We start from the raw sequence: 19,266 nt of genomic DNA, 5'->3' as shown, positions 1-19,266 counted from the left end.
AATCACTCCGTTATGCCGCATTCAGGGCGTTGTGGTTGATGGCCATCATCGTCATTAGCCGCTCTTCATTGGCGTCGTCACCGTGGATCTCGCCAGTCACCCGACCCTCACTCAGCGTGATGATCCGATCGGAAACCGCCATGACTTCCGGCAGATCGGAGGAGATCACGATCACCGCCACGCCCTTTTTCGCCATATCAAACAGCACCTGATGGACTTCTGATTTGGTGCCAACATCGATGCCGCGCGTCGGTTCATCCACGATCAACACCCGAGGATTAAGCGCCATGCAGCGCGCGAGGATCACTTTTTGCTGGTTCCCGCCGGAGAGTTTGCGTACCTCCTGCGCGCTGTTGACCATTTTGATCTGTAGCGCCTGGCGGTAAGATTCGATCAGGGCATCCTCTTTACGGGTGTTCACAAACCAGCGCCAGTGCAGCAGTGACGAGAGGCTGGAGAGCGACAGGTTGTCACGGATCGACAGCCCAAGCACCGCGCCCTCTTTTTTACGATCTTCAGGTACCAGCGCCAGCCCCTGATCCAGCGCAAACAGCGGATCGCGCGGCTGATAGGGCACGCCATCAAGTTCAAAGCTGCCGGAAGTAAAACCGTCGGCGCCAAACAGGCAGCGGGCCACTTCGGTACGCCCGGCGCCAACCAGCCCGGCGATGCCTAACACTTCTCCGGCATGAACATGGAAGCTAATGTCATGGAGTGCGATACCATGCGGATCCAGCGGTGGTTTTTCGCGGCTAAGCCCCTTCACCGCCAGACGCACAGGTTTATCTTCATGGTGAGTTTCGCTGGCTGGGCGGCGATTAAAGGCCACATCGCGCCCTACCATCAGGCGGATCAGCTGTTCTACGGTGGTCTGTGCAACCGCACCGCTTCCGGTAAAACGCCCATCCTGGAAAACGGTGAACTGGTCGCAGAGTTGAAACACTTCATGCAGGCGATGGGTCACATAGATAATGCTCACGCCACGCCCTTTAAGTTCCCGCACCACCCGGTGCAGACTTTCTACTTCGCTGTCGCTCAACGCGGCGGAAGGTTCGTCCATGATGATGAGCTTTGCGTTCAACGTCAGCGCCCGCGCAATTTCCACCATTTGCTGCTGCGCCACGCTCAGTCGGGCCACGGCCGTGGTTGGCGCAACATTCAGTTGCAGATAATCCAGAATTACCTGCGCTTCCTGATTCACCGCCTTTTCGTCAACAATCAGATTGCGTTTGCGCGGTTCACGCCCGAGAAACATATTCTCGGCGACGGTCATATTCGGCAGCAGATTAAATTCCTGATAAATAGTGATAATGCCCTTGTTCTGCCGCTCTACCGGAGAGTCCTCTACCGGCAACGTTTCGCCGTTAAACCAGATATCCCCGCGTGTTTGCGGCTGCGCACCCGCCAGCGCTTTCAGCAGAGTCGATTTTCCGGCGCCGTTCTCACCTAACAGCGCATGAATTTCGCCTGCTCCGACGGTCAGTTGCGCGCTGCTCAGCGCCCAGACGCCGGAAAAGCTTTTCGCCAGGTCAGTCACTTTCAGTAAGGGTTGCGACATCGGTCTGCTCCTCCTTTAGAGTGAGCCGCCACTTGCGCGGCGGCTGCGGACATATCAATTGCCAGCTTCGCCGATACGCTCGGCCTGCTGCAGGTTCTCTTTGGTGATAAGCGTTGGCGGATAGTCAGCCCCGGTTATCGCGGTCTTCTCCCGTACGTTATTCACCAACTGGGTCATGGCCGTTTTCACCGCAAATCCCGGACGCTGATCCGCCGTCACCGCCAGCCAGCCCTCGCGCACGCGCGCCAGCGCTTCCGGCACGGCATCGAAGCCCGTAACCAGAACCTCACCCGGTTTCAGCCCTTGTCCTTGCAATGCTTCAATCGCGCCCAGCGCCATATCGTCGTTAGCTGAGAGGATCACCTGCGGACGTTTCGGCAGAGAAGGCAGCACGCTTTCGACAATGCGCATCCCTTCAGAACGCATCCAGTTTCCGGTCTGATCGGCGACAATCTTGTACTTTTCACCGCCCGCCTTCAGGCTGTCGCGAATGCCTTTAGTACGTTCAATGTTGGAGGAGGAGCCCGGCTGGCCGGTCAGCAGAATGATGTCCGCCCCGTCAGGGAATTTGGTTTTGACAAAGTCGCCAATCGCCTGGCCGCCTTTGTAGTTGTTCGCGCCGAAGTGCGGCACTTTTTTCTGGCTGTCAACGGAGCGGTCGAGGGTAACAACGGGCAGTTTCGCATCCTGAATTTCATCTACCGCACTGGACACCGCGTTGACATCGTTCGGCGAAACGATAAAACCCTGTGCGCCACGGGTGATGGCGTTTTCCAGGTCAGCGACCTGTTTTGGCGAGCTACCTTGCCCGTCCAGGACCTGTAAATTCACGCCCATCTCTTTTGCGGCTTTCACCGCCGTACGCTGCATGTGAACTTCAAATGGCATCGCCAGGTTTGGCGTACTGAAAACAATTTGCTCGTTTTCAGCAATGGCTGCCCCGGATGTCATGGCGATGAGGACAGCTAAGATCAGTTTTTTCATTATTATGTCTCTCTGTGTAGGGTAGGTTGTGGTGACAATCAGAGGAGAACTTCACGTTGGCTATGCAGTGACTCCAGCGCTTTATCCGCCAGATACAGCGCACGCTCACCATCGTCCCCGCTGCAATCAGGGACTGCTTCGCCGCGCAGAACCGCAACAAAGTGTTCCCATTCCGCGGCATAGGCCGATTTATAACGCTGCAAGAAGAAGTGTTCAGGTAACGCGCTGGTGCAGCCTGTCTTCGCGTAGTGTTGCACCTGGTTTTCGAGAATATTGCCCGCGCACAGCAGCCCTTCAGAGCCGTGTAGCTCAAGGCGCTGGTCGTAGCCGTAGGAGGAGCGGCGGCTGTTGACGATGGTCGCCATCGCGCCGGAGGCATATTTCAGTACGATGAACGCGGTGTCGATATCGCCCGCCTCGCCAATCGCCGGATCGACCAGGTTACTGCCCTGGGCATACACAGAAACCGGCTCTTCGCCCATGATAAAGCGCGCCATATCAAAATCGTGGATGGTCATATCGCGAAACATACCGCCAGACACGCGCACATATTCCGCAGGCGGCGGCGACGGATCGCGGGAGATTATCAGCAGCGATTCCGGCTTACCGATACGCCCGGCCAGTGCATCCGTTTTCACACGGCGGAACTGTGGATCGAAGCGGCGGTTGAAGCCGATGAACAACGGTACGTCGTACTCTTTGACCACTTTCAGACAGTCGCGTACGCGGGCCAGATCCAGGTGGACCGGCTTTTCACAGAAGATGGCTTTGCCATGACGAGCGGCCAGTTCAATCAGATCCGCATGGGTATCGGTCGCGGAGGCGATCAGTACGGCATGAACATTAGGATCCGCCATCGCCTCATCCAGGCTTTGCAGACGAGCCTGGTACTGAGTGGCAAGACGGGTGGCAAATTCCTGATTCGGGTCGACGACGGACCAGAGGGTGGTGGCACTGTGACTGGCAATGTTAGCTGCATGTACCTGGCCAATTCGGCCAGCGCCCAGTAAAGCAATGTTAAACATAACGGCTCCCGGTGTTGGTGAATGCGATGAACTAACGACCCCTTAAATAAAACATTTATTTCATTTTTATAAATAGTGAAAATTATGTTTTTGAGTGCAAGTTAACACTTTTGAGATGAACGAGATAAAATTTGTTATCAATATCACAACATAAAGACGGGAAAGATGAAGGAATTAGCCCCCCTTCTGTTCAGGAAGGAGGCGAAGGATGAAGGGGCAGGAAAAATGAAATGAAAATTTCGTTGTTGCAGGTTGCCGGATGACGGCGCAAACGCCTTATCCGGCCTACAGGTTAGAAGTAGTTGTAGGCCGGATAAGCGCAGCGACATCCGGCATTACCCAGCGTCAGTACTGACGAGCGTTTTTCACCTGTTCAAACGTCTGCTCAGCGGCTTTGCGCACCGACGGTGAATCAGCCACCTGCGCATCACCGGTTCGCCACCAGGCGGCGTAATCGTGGGTCATGGTTTTCGGCAGGACTTTAATATCCAGCAGCGTCGGGCCAGGATGCGCACGAGAGGCTTCCAGCGCCGCCAGCAGGCTTTTTTCATCATGCACCCGCCAGGCACGACAGCCGTAGCTCTCGGCATTCTGGGCAAAATCAACTTTCACCAGCGGCCCATCCAGCCTCCCGGTTTGCGGGTTGCGGTGACGGTTTTCCGTGCCGAAACTCCCCATCCCGTGCCCCATCTGTAGATTGTTAATGCACCCGAAGCTGGCGTTATCAAACAGCAGGATAGTGACTTTTATCCCTTCCTGAACGGCAGTTTGTAGTTCGGAATGCAGCATCATGTATGAGCCATCCCCCACCATGGCATACACCGGCTGCTGCGGCTTCGCCAGCCTGGCCCCGATGGCGGCCGCAATCTCATAACCCATGCAGGAATAACCGTATTCCAGGTGATAGCTGTCCGGGGTTTTGACCTGCCAGATGCGTTGTAAATCGCCAGGCAGCGATCCGGCGGCACCCACGACAATCGCGTTATCTTCGATGTGCTGATTGATAAGCCCCAGCACCCGCGTCTGGGTCAACCGCGTGTTGAGCGTGTCGCCATATTCCGCCAGTTGGGCGTCAAGATGCCCTGCCACTTCGGGAACATCGTCAGGATGCCAGTCGCGATCCCATAAACGTTGGCACTCATCACGCCAGGCCGCCTGCGCCTGTGCGATCTCGCCCCCCCAATCGCTGCGGTAGTCTTGCAGCGTTTCAGTTAATGCCGTAAGCCCGGTACGGGCGTCGGCGATAAGCGCGGTGGCATCAAGCTTCAGTGCGTCAAACTCCGCCACGTTCAGCAGCAGGAACTCAACCTCCGGATGGGAAAACAGCGCTTTCGAACCGGTGGTAAAGTCGGTGAGTCGCGTGCCGATGCCGATCACCAGATCGGCCTGGGTTGCAAGCTGGTTGGCGGCCATCCCGCCGGTTACCCCAATGCCTCCGAGGTTAAGTGGGTGGTCACTAACCAGCGCCCCCTTTCCAGCCTGAGTTTCAGCAAACGGTAGTTGCAGCGTTTCAACAAACGCACGCAACGCCTCATGCGCGCCGGAATATCGTACCCCGCCACCGCACACCACCAGCGGGCGGCGTTTGCGGGCAATCAGCGCCCGCGCCATCGCCAGACGCTGCGGGTCGGGCGGGCGACGTTCGATCAGATGGACGCGGCGCGCAAAGAAACTCAGCGGATAGTCCCAGGCTTCTCCCTGCACATCCTGCGGCAGGCAGAGGGTAACTGCGCCAGTGTCTGCGGGGTCAGTGAGCGTTCGCATCGCGTTCAGCATCGCGCTCATTAACTGCTCCGGGCGATTAATCCGATCCCAATAACGCGAGACCGGTCTGAAGCAGTCGTTGGTGCTAATGCCAAGCTCATGGAATTGCTCAATTTGCTGCAATACCGGGTCCGGCTGACGGCTGGCGTAGACATCGCCTGGCAACAGCAACAGCGGAATACGGTTCGCCGTCGCGGTCGCCGCGGCGGTCACCATATTCGCCGCCCCCGGTCCAACCGACGACGTCACGGCAAAAATACGCTGGCGTCGATGCTGTTTAGCGAACCCGGTCGCCATGTGCGCAATTCCCTGCTCATTACATCCCTGCATTACCTGAAGATGACCGGGTTCCTGCTCCAGCGCCTGGCCGATACCGAGCACATTACCGTGACCAAAGATGGTGGCAACGCCCTCAACAAAGGGCATTTCATGACCATCGACACAGACATATTGTTGATTAAGGAATTTGACCAGCGCCTGAGCCATGGTCATACGTTCGGTTTGCATAACCCCTCCTGTCAGCCCAGCGTTGGCATGGAGAACGCGGCCCCTGTGTCTTGCAGCATCTCCGGCCAGCGTGCGGTGACGGTCTTCATGCGGGTGTAGAAGCGCACGCCATCGTTACCATGCACGTTGAGCGCGCCAAAAATCGAACGCTTCCAGCCGCCGAAGCTGTGGAACGCCATCGGCACCGGAATAGGCACGTTTACGCCCACCATGCCCGCCTGCACCTCTTCGCAGAAGCGACGTGCGCAGCCGCCGTCGCGCGTGAAAATCGCCGTGCCGTTACCATATTCATGGCGGTTAATCAGTTCCACCGCGCTGTTGTAATCGGCTACACGCACCACAGAAAGAACCGGCCCGAAAATCTCTTCCTTATAGATGGTCATTTCCGGCGTGACGTTATCAAACAGGGTTGGCCCGACAAAATAGCCCTGCTCGTGGCCTTTAACGCTAAAACGCCGACCATCCACACGCAGGCTGGCCCCCTGTGATTCGCCGCTGTCGATGTATCCGAGTACTTTATTACGGTGCGCCGAGGAGATAAGCGGTCCCATTTCGTTTTCCGGCGTCTGATCAAGCCCCGGTCCGACGCGCAGCGCCGCAATCTGTTTTTCCAGTCGCGAACACAGCTCATCCGCGGTTTTATCACCCACCGCCAGCACAACCGAAAGCGCCATGCAGCGTTCACCCGCCGCGCCGTAAGCGGCGCCCATAATGGCGTTGGTTGCCATATCCATGTCAGCATCCGGCATTAAAATACAGTGATTTTTAGCGCCACCCAACGCCTGGCAACGCTTACCGTGAGCCGAGGCCGTCTGATAAATATATTCCGCAATCGGCGTTGAGCCGACGAAGCTTACGGCCTGCACGCGCGGGTCAGTAAGCAGCACGTCAACGGACTCTTTATCTCCCTGTACCACGTTGAACACGCCGTCCGGTAATCCCGCCTCTTGCAGCAGTTTCGCCAGCGCCAGCGCGAGAGAAGGGTCTTTTTCGGAGGGTTTCAGCACGAAGGAATTTCCGGTTGCCAGCGCGATGGGGAACATCCACATCGGCACCATCGCCGGAAAGTTAAACGGCGTGATCCCGACGCAAACTCCAAGCGGTTGCATCAGAGAGTGGCTATCGACGCCGGTACCTACGTTGGCGGAGTGTTCGCCCTTTTGCAGATGCGGGATGCCACAGGCAAACTCCACCACTTCCAGGCCGCGCGTCAGTTCACCGACAGCGTCAGAGAACACCTTGCCATGCTCTTCGCTGATGATGCGAGCCAACCTTTCCATGTTCTGTTCCAGCAGCGCCTTAAAGCGGAACATCACTCGCGCACGTTTTAGCGGAGAATGCCGCGCCCAACCGGGGAATGCGTCGTGCGCTGCCGCGATGGCCTGTTCGGTTTCCCGTGTCGAACTCATCACCACCTGGCGGATCTGCTCGCCGGTGGCCGGGTTGAAGATCGCCTGAACGCGCTGGCCTGAACCGGTGACACATTCGCCATGAATAAAATTCGCTACTGTCTCCATCCTTAACCTCTCGCTGTTGATACGTGATTGTTACCTGAACGCCGTTATCTGTGTACTATATATGAAACAAACATTCCATTTTAAGTTGAAATAAAATAAATAATGATTAATGTGATCAAGGATGGATTTTTATGTTAACAAGCGGAATCGCATGATTAACGTGTACTGGCAGAATGTTTCAGCAAGCGATTAGACTGAAGCTTTTGTTTCGTTTTTACGGCCAGATGAATGCGTGACATTTCAAAGACGCGGTTTTGCGTTTAGAATCATAAAACTATGCAACAGGAGGTAAAATGACGACAGCAACCAGCCTGAACGAGCTGCAGCAGCAGATCCGCGATCGCTACGATGGCCTGAGCAAAAGGCTGCAGCAGGTGTCCCGCTATGTGCTGGATAATACAAATAGCGTGGCCTTTGATACGGTTGCCGTCATTGCCGAACGTGCCGGAGTGCCTCCCTCGACGCTGATCCGCTTTGCCAATGCTTTTGATTTCACCGGCTTTAACGAAATGAAACAGCTGTTTCGTATGAATCTGGTGGAGGAAACTGCCAGCTACAGCGACCGCGCACGCCTGTTCCGTGAGATGGAAAGCGAAGCCGTGCCGGAAACGCCGCTCGATATCTTGCAGGAATTCGCCCGTTCGAATACTCAGGCCCTACAGCAGTTGGCAGCCCGTGCCGAACCAGAAATGCTGGAACGCGCGGTACAATTACTGGCAGAAGCCGACACCATCTACATCGCCGGTCTGCGTCGTTCGTTTAGCGTGGCGGCCTATCTCACCTATGCCCTGAGCCATCTTGAGTGTCGCCCTATTTTGCTCGATGGAATGGGCGGGATGCTGCGCGAGCAGATTAACCGCATCAAAGCGCGTGATATAGTCGTGTCGATCAGCTTCTCGCCCTATGCGGAAGAAACGGTGATGGTCAGCGAAACCGCGGCCAATGCAGGCGCGCGCCAGATTGTCATTACCGACAGCCAGATAAGCCCGCTGGCAACATTCAGCGATCTCTGCTTTGTGGTGAAGGAGGCACAGGTTGACGCGTTTCGCTCCCAGTCAGCAACGCTGTGCCTGGTGCAGTCGCTAGTGGTGGCGCTGGCTTACCGTCTGGGTGACGGGAGTAATGAACGCGGTCATTCCGTCGGGTAATAGCGGTCAGCAAATTGATCGCCCGCTTTATTAACACCCCCAGCGTGAGGCGCAAGAGCAATTGCACGCGTTGCTTTTATGGTCGTTGAAAATATAGTCCTCATTCAGCGACCAGCTACAACACAGTCTATTATTACCATAAGCTACAATTATATTAATTTTAGATAATCAACAGCACGTTTGCTGACAATAATACGCAAAGGTTTACTATAGGCCTGTCTTTTTTTAGCAGGAAAGTAAAAATGAAAAAAACAAAAGGGTTGATGATTATTGCCCTTGCTTTCACCCTGGCATCATGTGCTTCCATTCCTGAGAATATCAAAGGTAATAATCAACCTGATATACAAAAAAACTTTATCTCCGTGCATAACCAGCCGGGATTATATACCGGTCAACAGGCCCGCTTTGGTGGTAAAGTCATCAATGTGATTAACACCAAAACGGATACGTTACTGGAAATCGCCGTTTTGCCACTGAACGACTCTGCTAAGCCACAAATAGACGCGAGCTATCAGGGACGAATTCTTGCCCAGCAGAAAGGTTTTCTCGATCCGGTAAACTACAGAAACCATTTCGTGACTATTTTGGGAACAATTCAAGGAGATGAGTCAGGATTCATCAACAAGGTCCCGTATAACTTTGTTAAAGTTGATTTACAGGGTATTCAGGTCTGGCATTTAACTGAGTCTGTCAACACCACCTATAATATGTGGGATTACGGCTATGGCGCGTTCTGGCCTGAACCCATGTGGGGAGGCCCCTACTACGCCAACACAGTAACTCAGGTAACTCCGGAGCTAGTGAAATAATCCCAGTAGTAAGATGGCGCTAATATATTCCGGAGTCGGGCGCTAACCAACGCCCACCACATCAACTCGCGTTTATCTAATTGCGCCATCCAGCTTCATGAGATCCTTCGCTTAACATGTATTCTTCCTGTTACATATAATTTTTAACCGCTAATTCTTTAGCGAAGAAATGGGCTTTACCCTTCTCATGCCTGACCATCTTTTGTTATTTACCGACAATTCCCCCACCCTGCATGCAATAAAAGAACCTTTGTGTTTTCACATTATTCAGGGATTACAATGAACAGAAAATGCTTACTGTTGATACCATTATTCTTTAGTAGCGCCATCATCACCGCCTGCGATAATAAACCTGCAGTAAAAACCACCGCCATGGCGCCCGAGGTCGGCGTTGTTACCTTAGCGCCCTCCTCAGTGAATATTAAAAGTGAACTTCCGGGCCGCGCAGTTTCATTTGAGATCGCCGAAATTCGCCCTCAGGTTGGGGGGATCATCATAAAGCGCAACTTTATTGAAGGAGATAAAGTCAGCAAAGGAGAATCACTGTATCAAATTGATCCTGCCCCGCTGCAGGCGCGACTGGATTCAGCCAAAGGTGCGCTGGCTAAGGCAATGGCGACGGCCAATAACATACGTCTGACATTAAATCGGCAGTCAGCGTTAATAAAATCCAATTACGTCAGCCGCCAGGACTACGACACGACGCGCTCACAGCTTAATGAAGCACAGGCCAATGTCGCCGTTGCTAAAGCGGAGCTTGAGCAAGCCACTATCAACCTGCGCTATGCCAATGTCACCTCGCCAATTGAGGGCATCAGCGGTAAATCCTCCGTGACCGTGGGTGCCCTGGTCACTGCCAATCAGGAAAATGCGCTGGTCACCGTTCAACGGTTGGATCCGATTTATGTTGATTTAACCCAGTCAGTACAAGACTTCCTGCGCCTGAAAGAAGAGAAAGCCAACGGCCAAATCGCCCAACAACAAGTCAAAATTCCGGTTGAACTGATGCTGGAAAACGGCAAGCCCTATCGCCATACCGGTACGCTTGAGTTTTCCGATCCCGCCGTTGATGAGACCACCGGTTCGGTGACCCTGCGCGCCGTATTTCCCAATCCTGAGGGTGAAATTTTACCCGGCATGTACGTCACGGCGCTGCTGGACGAAGGCAGTCAGCAGAACGTGTTGATGGTTCCCCAGCAAGGGATTACGCATAACGAACAAGGAAAAGCCACCGCGCTGATCCTTGACCCGGAAAACGTGGTGCAACTGCGTGAAATAAACGCCGTGAAGGCCGTTGGCAATCAATGGCTAGTGACCGCGGGACTACGCCCTGGCGATCGGGTCATTGTGTCCGGACTACAAAGGATTCGTCCGGGAATCAAAGCCCGGGTCCTCCCTTCAAAACTGAACACACCTGACGCGGTAACTGAACAGTAATATTTCAGGCATTAAGGACACTTTCTTCATGGCCAACTTTTTTATTGAGCGCCCGGTTTTCGCCTGGGTACTCGCCATTATCATGATGTTTACGGGCGGTATCGCGATAACGAACCTGCCTGTCGCCCAGTATCCACAAATTGCTCCCCCGACCATCACCATCAGCGCCGCTTACCCAGGGGCAGACGCAAAGACCGTTGAAGACTCCGTGACGCAAGTGATTGAACAGAATATGAATGGTCTTGATGGCCTGATGTATATGTCATCCACCAGCGATGCGGCAGGTAATGCCTCGATTATCCTGACCTTCAAAACGGGTACGTCACCCGATATTGCGCAGGTTCAGGTACAGAATAAATTACAGCTGGCGATGCCTTCCCTGCCGCAGGAGGTACAGCAGCAAGGGATAAGCGTTGATAAATCCAGCAGCAACATCTTAATGGTCGCCGGCTTTATCTCTGATAATAACAGTCTCAGCCAATATGATATTGCCGACTATGTGGCTTCAAATATTAAAGACCCGCTAAGCCGCACTGCCGGGGTGGGAAGCGTACAGTTGTTTGGTTCGCAATACGCCATGCGCATCTGGTTGGATCCGCAAAAGCTCGACAAGTATAACCTCACCCCGCAAGATGTTATTACCCAACTCAAAGTTCAGAACAATCAGATATCCGGCGGGCAACTGGGGGGCATGCCTCAGTCAGCCGATCAGCAGCTAAATGCGTCGATCATCGTCCAGACGCGCCTGCAAACTACCGATGAATTTGGCCAGATCTTCCTCAAAGTCCAGCAAGACGGCTCCCAGGTTCTGCTGCGCGATGTCGCACGAATTGAACTGGGTGCGGAAAATTATGCCACGGTTGCACGTTACAACGGCAAACCCGCCGCCGGGATTGCGATTAAACTTGCCGCTGGCGCCAATGCCCTGGAAACGTCCCAGGCGGTCAAACAAGAGCTGAACAGATTATCGGCCTGGTTTCCGCCCAGTATGAAAACCGTTTATCCCTATGACACCACGCCGTTTATCGAGATTTCGATTCAGGGCGTTTTTCATACATTGATCGAGGCAATCACTCTGGTATTCCTAGTCATGTACCTGTTTTTGCAGAGTTTTCGTGCAACACTTATCCCCACAATCGCCGTTCCGGTAGTTATCCTCGGCACCTTTGCAATACTCGACGTCGCCGGTTTTTCGATTAATACACTCACGATGTTTGGCATGGTGCTGGCGATAGGGTTGTTAGTCGATGATGCTATCGTGGTGGTTGAGAACGTAGAACGCATTATTGCCGAAGAACATTTGTCACCAAAAGCGGCGACGCATAAAGCGATGGGCCAGCTCCAGAGAGCGCTGATCGGTATTGCCGTTGTGTTATCCGCTGTATTTATGCCGATGGCATTTATGAGCGGAGCGACGGGGGAGATTTTCCGCCAGTTTTCTATCACCTTAATCTCCTCGATGCTGCTGTCGGTGTTTGTGGCGATGAGCCTGACGCCTGCACTTTGCGCCATGCTGTTGAAATCCCATGAGGGAGAAAAAGCAAACACACATTTTCTGTTTACCCGTTTCAATCACTTCATGGAGAAATGTACTCAGCACTACACGGACAGCACCCGTAAACTTCTCCGTTGCACGGGCCGTTACATGGTCGTGTATTTGGTGATTGGCGCGGGCATGATCGTGCTGTTTTCACGCACCCCGACCTCATTTTTGCCAGAAGAAGACCAGGGGGTATTCATGACCACGGCGCAATTACCTTCCGGCTCAACGATGGTGAACACCAGCAAAGTGCTCGGAGAAATAACGGATTACTATCTGACGAAAGAACAGAAAAACGTCGCTTCGGTTTTCACCGTCGGCGGATTTGGCTTCAGCGGTCAGGGGCAAAACAACGGTCTGGCGTTTATCAGCCTGAAGCCCTGGTCAGAACGCGTTGGCGAGGAAAACTCGGTTACCGCCATTATTCGACGGGCGATGATGGCCTTAAGCACCATTAATAACGCCGTCGTTTATCCGTTTAATTTACCCGCAGTCGCGGAACTGGGGACCGCTTCAGGCTTTGATATGGAGCTGCTGGATAACGGTAACCTTGGGCATGAAAAAATGATGCAGGCCCGAAACGAGCTTCTGGCGCTGGCCAGCCAGTCGTCAGGAGAGGTTGACGGGGTGCGTCCGAACGGTCTGGAAGATACGCCGATGTTCCGCATTCACGTCAACGCCAGGAAGGCAGAAGCCATGGGCGTTGCGTTATCGGATATCAATCAGACCATCTCCACCGCGTTTGGTAGCCGCTATGTCAATGACTTCCTGAACCAGGGGCGCGTTAAAAAAGTGTATGTACAGGCCGATACGCCGTTTCGTATGTTGCCGGACAATATCAATCACTGGTACGTACGTAATGCCTCTGGCGCAATGACGCCGCTTTCCGCTTACTCATCCACCGAGTGGACCTACGGCTCCCCCCGCCTTGAACGCTACAATGGTCAGCCTGCAATGGAAATTCTGGGCCAGCCGGTCGAAGGAAAAAGCAGCGGCGATGCAATGAAATTTATGGCGTCGCTGATTAATAAACTGCCCGCAGGCGTTGGCTATGCCTGGACAGGTCTGTCTTATCAGGAAGCACTGTCCACAAACCAGGCGCCAATGCTGTACGGCATTTCGCTGATCGTCGTGTTTCTGGCACTGGCGGCGCTGTATGAAAGCTGGTCAATACCCTTCTCGGTGATGCTGGTTGTGCCAATCGGGGTGGTCGGCGCTTTGCTGGCTACCGATCTGCGCGGTCTGAGCAATGATGTTTACTTCCAGGTCGGGCTACTCACCACCATGGGGCTGTCGGCTAAAAACGCCATTCTGATCGTCGAGTTCGCCGTCGAGATTATGCAAAACGAAGGAAAAGCACCGCTTGAAGCCGCGGTGGAGGCCGCGCAAATGCGCTTACGTCCTATTTTAATGACCTCACTGGCTTTCATCCTGGGGGTTATTCCATTGGCAATAAGCGACGGCGCAGGCTCTGGCGCGCAAAATGCCGTCGGTACGGGGGTTATCGGTGGGATGTTGGCCGCAACCGTGCTGGCTATCTATTTTGTCCCGCTATTCTTTGTTCTCGTTGAAAATATGCTGGCGCGATTTAAAGCCCGACGCTGACTCGTTGTCCTATCCCTGGGATCTTATCCCAGGGATAGGACTTTGTTTGTCAGATCTACGGTCATTAGCGGGCCTTGCTATCCAGCGAGTTTCTCGTGGCTAGCAAGGTAAACATTACACGGGTATTTTCTTGTAGGGGAACAACTGGGGTAGGTACAGAGGTTGTCAATTCTAACTAATGCCAGGCTATCAAAACGGTTAATTAATAGTGCAGACCGGAACCTTTCAGATTTACAGCCAGTTCACCCAGTTTTATATTCGGATGCTGATGACACATTTTAACCATTTTCGGTACAGCTTCCGTTTCCACCTGATGCAGTGGAACATAATCATCACCTTTAAAGTCCGAATTTTTATTAACAATCACAAAGGCAATTGCCGTCTTGTATTGCTGACTCATATCAACGAATTCTTTACAGGTCATATCCTGTGGCGCAGCTTCCGTTGCCTGCGTAGCAAAAGCACGGCTCATCGGCGCCATAACAGAAGTCATAAGAATAACTGCAGAAACAACCAATTTAATATTCACAATGCACTCCAGAGGTAGCATTAATTTTTATCGGCGAGTTTATCAGTTTCTACCAACGTCGTATTTCTACGCAGACTGATAAAAGCTAAAGAACTAAAGATCATCTCAACGCCAATAAATATTGAGGTAAACACATATGACCTGTCGGGATCCATATTCAGCCACACGGCTGCAATGAGCAGATCAAAAATACCAATGAAAATATTCCATCCATAACCCGGACTGCGGAACATTTTGACACCGGAAGCAACACGAAAAATACCGCCAAGAATAAACAGGCAGCAAAAAACCATTGCCAATGAATTCATGCCTATCACAGGATTCTCGAGGAAACAGTATCCCAGCAGTAACCACGCGATAGCAAAAAAGGCATAGGTAAATTTGGCTTTCAACTGCTTTTTACCAGAGCTAAACAAGCTATAGATAGAATAGAAACCACACACCAGAAACATAAAACCTGTTGCGTAGCTTAAGTAAACACCCGCAGCGATTGGATAGATTAAGCAGCAGATGCCACAAACCAACAACAGCACCGCCATGATTGTGGCGTGTCTCTTATAATGAGTTAGTGTTTTTTCATTAAATGCTTTCAGGCTACGCTGATTAAAAACAAACATACATCCTCCGTTACATAGAAACGCAATGTAACCTGTTAATTAAAGAGTAATTCTCACTTAATACATATTACTTACAATGAAATGATAAGACTTTCACTCAGCGTTCGTATATAAGATAAAAGGAATGCCGTTATCCGTATAATCCTACACGCGTCAGACGTCTGACACCTGTAGGATTAAACGCTCATTATTCTTTCCTGGCTCTGATTCCACTCTTTTAATTTATTTAATATGCTTATTTCGTTTGGTGACATATGCCAACTTTATTCAGGAGAAAGTAATGAAAAAGATTATTCTTGCGGGTCTGCTTGCAACCATGATGGGTTCAGCTCCGGTACTGGCAGCGACCACTACCACTCCGGCACAAACCGCTACAGCCAATGTACAAAAAGAAGCTGCCGATATTATGCAGGTCGCGGTGCAAGGTGCAAATGCGATGCGTGATATTCAGCTTGCTCGTCTGGCCCTGTTTCATGGACAGCCTGACAGTGCTAAAAAATTAACCGACGATGCCGCTTCCCTGCTGGCAGGCGACAGCAAAGATTGGGCGAAATTTGTAAAAACTGCGCCTAAAGCCAAAATGATTGACGATCAGTACGTGATTATTAACGCGACTGTCGCGCTGTCAGAAGACTACATTGCCACTCCGGCCAAAGAATCCGCTATCAATACAGCGAATGGTAAAATGGCCAAAGGCGACTGGAAAGGTGCGGTGGATACCTTACAGCTGGCGGGTATCAACGTACTTCAGACTCAATACCTGATGCCTTTAAATCAGACTCGTAAAGCCGTTGCCAGCGCACAAAAACTGCTGTCTTCTGGTAAATACTATGAGGCAAACCTTGTGTTAAAGGGTGCTGAAGAAGGCATTGTTATCGATAGCGAGATGCTGGGCGCAGGCCAGTAATACTCAGCACTACGGAGTGTTGAACCAGGACTTTCTCTCCCGATCGGGCAGCTACGGCTACCCGATCGGGGGGGTTAATGGCTAATCAGACTGTCGATCTCAATCTCAATTTCCCGCATGACCGCAACAATCTTCTGTAATGCTTCCTGGCGTACAGCCAAAGGAAGACAGTCATGTCGCATAGATTCAAAAGGTTCACACAGCGTCTGAAGAGCAGTAATACCCAGAATTTGCGCCGAACCATGCAACCGGTGAAGAGCCCGCAAAAACAGCTGAGGTTCATCTTGCAAAACGGCTTTTCCGGCCGCCTGTAAATCGCTGAGCGTTGCCTCGCGAAATGTTTCGAGTATCTCATTCATTAATGCACGATCGCCGCCGGTATTTTCCGTCAGAACATTGAATTTCAGATGTCGGATCGAACAAGGAGACGAATAACCGGTTTCGATTTTGCTCAGTTCATGCGTCAGCGTCTTAATCGACACGGGCTTAAATAGACACAAATTCATCCCATTTTGCAGACACCGATCGCGTGACTGCGGGAGCGCGCTGGCCGTTAGCCCCCATATTTGTAAATGAGGCTGCTGACGACGCAATGAAGCCGCGAGATCAAACCCGTCCTTCTTCGGCATATTCACATCGGTTATCAACAGGTCGTATGATTTTTTAACCAGTTTGGCTTCGGCCTCCTCGCCATCACACGCTTCATCCACGCTGTAACCAATGGCGTTCAACTGTCGCTTAAGCAGCAGACGATTGGTCGGGTTATCATCTGCTATTAAAATAGACAGGCACGGTAGCGGCAACAGAGCGCCTGGCGTGTCGCCATCCGGAACAACTGACTGTCGGGCAGTCTCAACCGGCAACGTGATGGTAAACGTGGTTCCTTGCGACGGGACGCTCATCAGTTCAAGCGTACCGCCCATCAGCGTCACCAGCTCTTTGCAGATAAATAACCCCAGACCGGAACCCGTTTGTTGACGCCCGCTGCGCCCCTGAGCATAACGATGAAATAGCCCAGCCTGCTCCTCTTCACTAATCCCACAACCGGTATCGCTAATAGCGATGGTCAGGTTGCCGTGATTCTCCTCGTCAGGCGTCAAACGGGCCGTCACGTGAATACTGCCCTGCTCGGTAAACTTCAGCGCATTACCCACCAGATTGGTGAGAATTTGCCGTAAAGCCTGCTGATCGACAAAGACCCGCTCGTTCGCCGGCAACTGGCTAACGCAGGCAAGCGTAATGCCTTTCTGTCTGGCTAAAGCATCGAAAGAGTGACACTGCAATTCAATGAGCTGCGAGAGATCCGTCCATTGAGGAACAACCTGGTATTTACCAGACTCAATCTTATCCACGTCCAGAATCTTACCAATCAGCCCAAGTAATGACTGGGCCGTCGCCCCGGTAAGGGCAATCGCCTCCTTTCGCTGCGCCGGACTGAGTTCTGAACTCGACAGTAATTCCAGAAAACCCACAATTGAGCTTACAGGGGTACGTAATTCATGGCTCATGCTCGCAAGAAAACGACTTTTGGCCTTGGTCGCTTCAATTGCTTTGTTCTTTTCGATCTCCAGCTCTTGAGACAATGCTTCTTTAAGATGGAGTTGCTCTTCCAGCAGACGCTGCGATTGCTTTCTTTTATTGACCTCACGCGAAAGTGAGATCCCCCAGATCAGGCTAATCGCTATCAGCAGCAGCGCAAACACCACCAGTTGATAGAACTGTTTGCTATATCGGCTCCAGATATCGACCTGCGTATTGGAAATTTTCGACCACTTCTCCGTCATCTGCAAAATTTCACGTGGCGGTATGGCCTGCAGCGCTTTATCCATTACGGACTTCAACATGGGCTCGTGAGGAGAGACCGCAAAACTTACCGAGGCACCCGGCATATCAGGAAGCCTAAAAAAGTGCATATTTTTCTGGTAGTCATGATCGACCATGTACCTTGCCGACAATTCGGTAGCGATTGCCGAGTCAACCTTGCCATCCCTGAGCATAGTCATCGCGACGCTACCAGTATCGGCATCCACCCAAGTGGCCTTGGGGTAGCGTTGTCTCAGGTCACTTTCCAACACATGTCCAGCGGGCAACGCAATACGGATCGGTTTATTCAGTAGCGAGTCGGCCGTTTCCTCGCGGGAAGTGATAATCACAAATGCGACATTCATCAGCGGATCGCTAAAGGTCGAATTACGCTGATTTTGATTAGTCAGGGTGATGGTGGGATACATATCCCATTGTTCGCCGCTTATTTTTTTCATCTGTTCACTTTTCGAATCAGCTAAAACGGGTTCAAAATCAAGCCCCGTTTGCAGATGAATAATATTCAGCAAATCGCCAAGGATACCGCGTAATTCACCACTGCGATCAACAAGCGTATAGGGCGGGTAATCTGGATTGATCAAAATACGAATAGTATGTTTTTTCTTCAGCCACGCTTTCTCCCGATCGGTGAATGGAATCGGCGCATTCAGATAGGCCAGGTTGCCGCGGTTCAGCCAGTTCTGCATGACCTGCATATGAATTTCATTGCTGATTGATGTAATGAAACCATCAAGAATGTTTCTTAATACCGGCTGTTCTTCCTTAACCACAAAATAATTATATTGCTCTTGTTTATCAAAGTAGTGCGTAATAACCAGTGATTGTGAAAAATATCGGGAGATACAATGACTGCTGGTGATATTGTTACCAATGTAATATTGGCTATCACCATTCACAACCGACGCCATGGCCTGATATTCGTCATCGTAAAATGAGACTTTAGCATCAGGAAAAGCATCCTGGATAACATCAAGGAAAGGACAATCACGCACACACGCGACGCTAACCTGATGGTCCGTGGTCAGCGGCAGCATGGTGTTTTTTAGCGAGGTCACAAGCGTCGGCCACGTTGTCAGCAATGCCGAAGTGCGCAATAAATTCCCGCCGACATCCTGGCGCCTTGAAAGCTGGGTTATCAGCGTATCGACATCGTTACTGGCGAGCGCGGCCAGTGCTTCTTGCTCATTATCATACTGCTTTATAACAATTTTTAGATTGAGATTCTTTTGCATTAGCGCAAGATAATCCGCATTGACTCCCCGGTAATATTCCCCACTATTTTGGTAAACAATGGGGGAGACTTCCGGTAACCAGGTGCCAACAACCAAGGTTTTTTTATGCGCTAACCAGTTCGTTTCTTCCCTGTTCAGACTGATATTTTGTACAGAGGTACTATAGTTACTTTTCAGCTCAACTTGCCGGGCAGAGCTTACATCCGTAGACACCCCGATGGTAAATATGACCATCAAAAAAATAAACAAGCGTTCCAGCATTA

At 51.9% G+C, this 19,266-nt stretch carries 13 protein-coding genes; 5 read left to right on the top strand and 8 right to left on the bottom strand.

All coding sequences use genetic code 11. The features are described 5' to 3' along the window. Nucleotides 1–10 precede the first annotated feature (10 nt). From OGV94_RS14420 to OGV94_RS14400, 5 genes are all read right to left on the bottom strand, one after another. On the bottom strand, nt 11–1,558 hold the full coding sequence (locus tag OGV94_RS14420) for a sugar ABC transporter ATP-binding protein (protein WP_043017253.1): 1,548 nt from the start codon (nt 1,556–1,558) through the stop codon (nt 11–13). Between the two features lie 54 nt (nt 1,559–1,612). Next, a complete protein-coding gene (locus OGV94_RS14415) occupies nt 1,613–2,542 on the bottom strand; it encodes a sugar ABC transporter substrate-binding protein (protein ID WP_047409365.1) in 930 nt (309 codons plus the stop codon). A 38-nt stretch (nt 2,543–2,580) separates the two neighbouring features. Continuing rightward, a complete protein-coding gene (iolG, locus tag OGV94_RS14410) occupies nt 2,581–3,567 on the bottom strand; it encodes an inositol 2-dehydrogenase (protein WP_075145772.1) in 987 nt (328 codons plus the stop codon). A gap of 345 nt (nt 3,568–3,912) precedes the next feature. After that, on the bottom strand, nt 3,913–5,838 hold the full coding sequence (gene iolD, locus OGV94_RS14405; protein ID WP_181634385.1) for a 3D-(3,5/4)-trihydroxycyclohexane-1,2-dione acylhydrolase (decyclizing): 1,926 nt from the start codon (nt 5,836–5,838) through the stop codon (nt 3,913–3,915). 11 nt (nt 5,839–5,849) lie between these two features. Continuing rightward, on the bottom strand, nt 5,850–7,355 hold the full coding sequence (locus tag OGV94_RS14400; protein WP_087050862.1) for a CoA-acylating methylmalonate-semialdehyde dehydrogenase: 1,506 nt from the start codon (nt 7,353–7,355) through the stop codon (nt 5,850–5,852). Nucleotides 7,356–7,648: 293 nt separating this feature from the next. Between OGV94_RS14400 and OGV94_RS14395 the strand changes: the two genes are divergently transcribed. From OGV94_RS14395 to OGV94_RS14380, 4 genes are all read left to right on the top strand, one after another. After that, entirely contained in the window at nt 7,649–8,503 is an 855-nt protein-coding gene (locus OGV94_RS14395) for a MurR/RpiR family transcriptional regulator (protein ID WP_043017258.1), read from the top strand. Nucleotides 8,504–8,745: 242 nt separating this feature from the next. Next, complete coding sequence (locus OGV94_RS14390) at nt 8,746–9,312, top strand: Slp family lipoprotein (protein ID WP_047409353.1); 567 nt, start codon at nt 8,746–8,748, stop codon at nt 9,310–9,312. A 279-nt stretch (nt 9,313–9,591) separates the two neighbouring features. After that, entirely contained in the window at nt 9,592–10,749 is a 1,158-nt protein-coding gene (locus OGV94_RS14385) for an efflux RND transporter periplasmic adaptor subunit (RefSeq protein WP_172862291.1), read from the top strand. Between the two features lie 28 nt (nt 10,750–10,777). Further along, nucleotides 10,778–13,894 carry an efflux RND transporter permease subunit gene (locus tag OGV94_RS14380; RefSeq protein ID WP_172862292.1) on the top strand — a complete coding sequence of 1,039 codons (3,117 nt, stop codon included), beginning with the start codon at nt 10,778–10,780 and terminating at the stop codon, nt 13,892–13,894. 202 nt (nt 13,895–14,096) lie between these two features. Here the strand turns inward: OGV94_RS14380 and OGV94_RS14375 are convergent, their stop codons facing one another. Together OGV94_RS14375 and OGV94_RS14370 are read right to left on the bottom strand one after the other, a co-directional pair. After that, a complete protein-coding gene (locus tag OGV94_RS14375; protein WP_043017262.1) occupies nt 14,097–14,444 on the bottom strand; it encodes an HdeA/HdeB family chaperone in 348 nt (115 codons plus the stop codon). After that, nucleotides 14,444–15,040: an HdeD family acid-resistance protein gene (locus OGV94_RS14370; RefSeq protein ID WP_043017263.1), complete on the bottom strand. Its 597-nt coding sequence runs from the start codon at nt 15,038–15,040 to the stop codon at nt 14,444–14,446. Before OGV94_RS14370 ends, OGV94_RS14375 begins: the two co-directional genes overlap by 1 nt. 280 nt (nt 15,041–15,320) lie before the next feature. Here OGV94_RS14370 and OGV94_RS14365 point away from each other — a divergent pair, with 280 nt between their 5' ends. Further along, nucleotides 15,321–15,947: a YfdX family protein gene (locus OGV94_RS14365; protein WP_172862294.1), complete on the top strand. Its 627-nt coding sequence runs from the start codon at nt 15,321–15,323 to the stop codon at nt 15,945–15,947. A gap of 74 nt (nt 15,948–16,021) precedes the next feature. On the opposite strand, the gene OGV94_RS14360 is transcribed toward OGV94_RS14365, so the two are convergent. Next, nucleotides 16,022–19,264, bottom strand: coding sequence for an ATP-binding protein (locus OGV94_RS14360; protein ID WP_080626208.1), 3,243 nt, complete (start codon nt 19,262–19,264; stop codon nt 16,022–16,024). Nucleotides 19,265–19,266: the final 2 nt, after the last annotated feature.

This window comes from Citrobacter sp. Ce006 (assembly GCF_030336535.1).
GTDB lineage: Bacteria > Pseudomonadota > Gammaproteobacteria > Enterobacterales > Enterobacteriaceae > Citrobacter > Citrobacter europaeus.
Note: the sequence above shows the minus strand (reverse complement) of the source record. Positions and strands in the feature narration are given on the sequence as shown.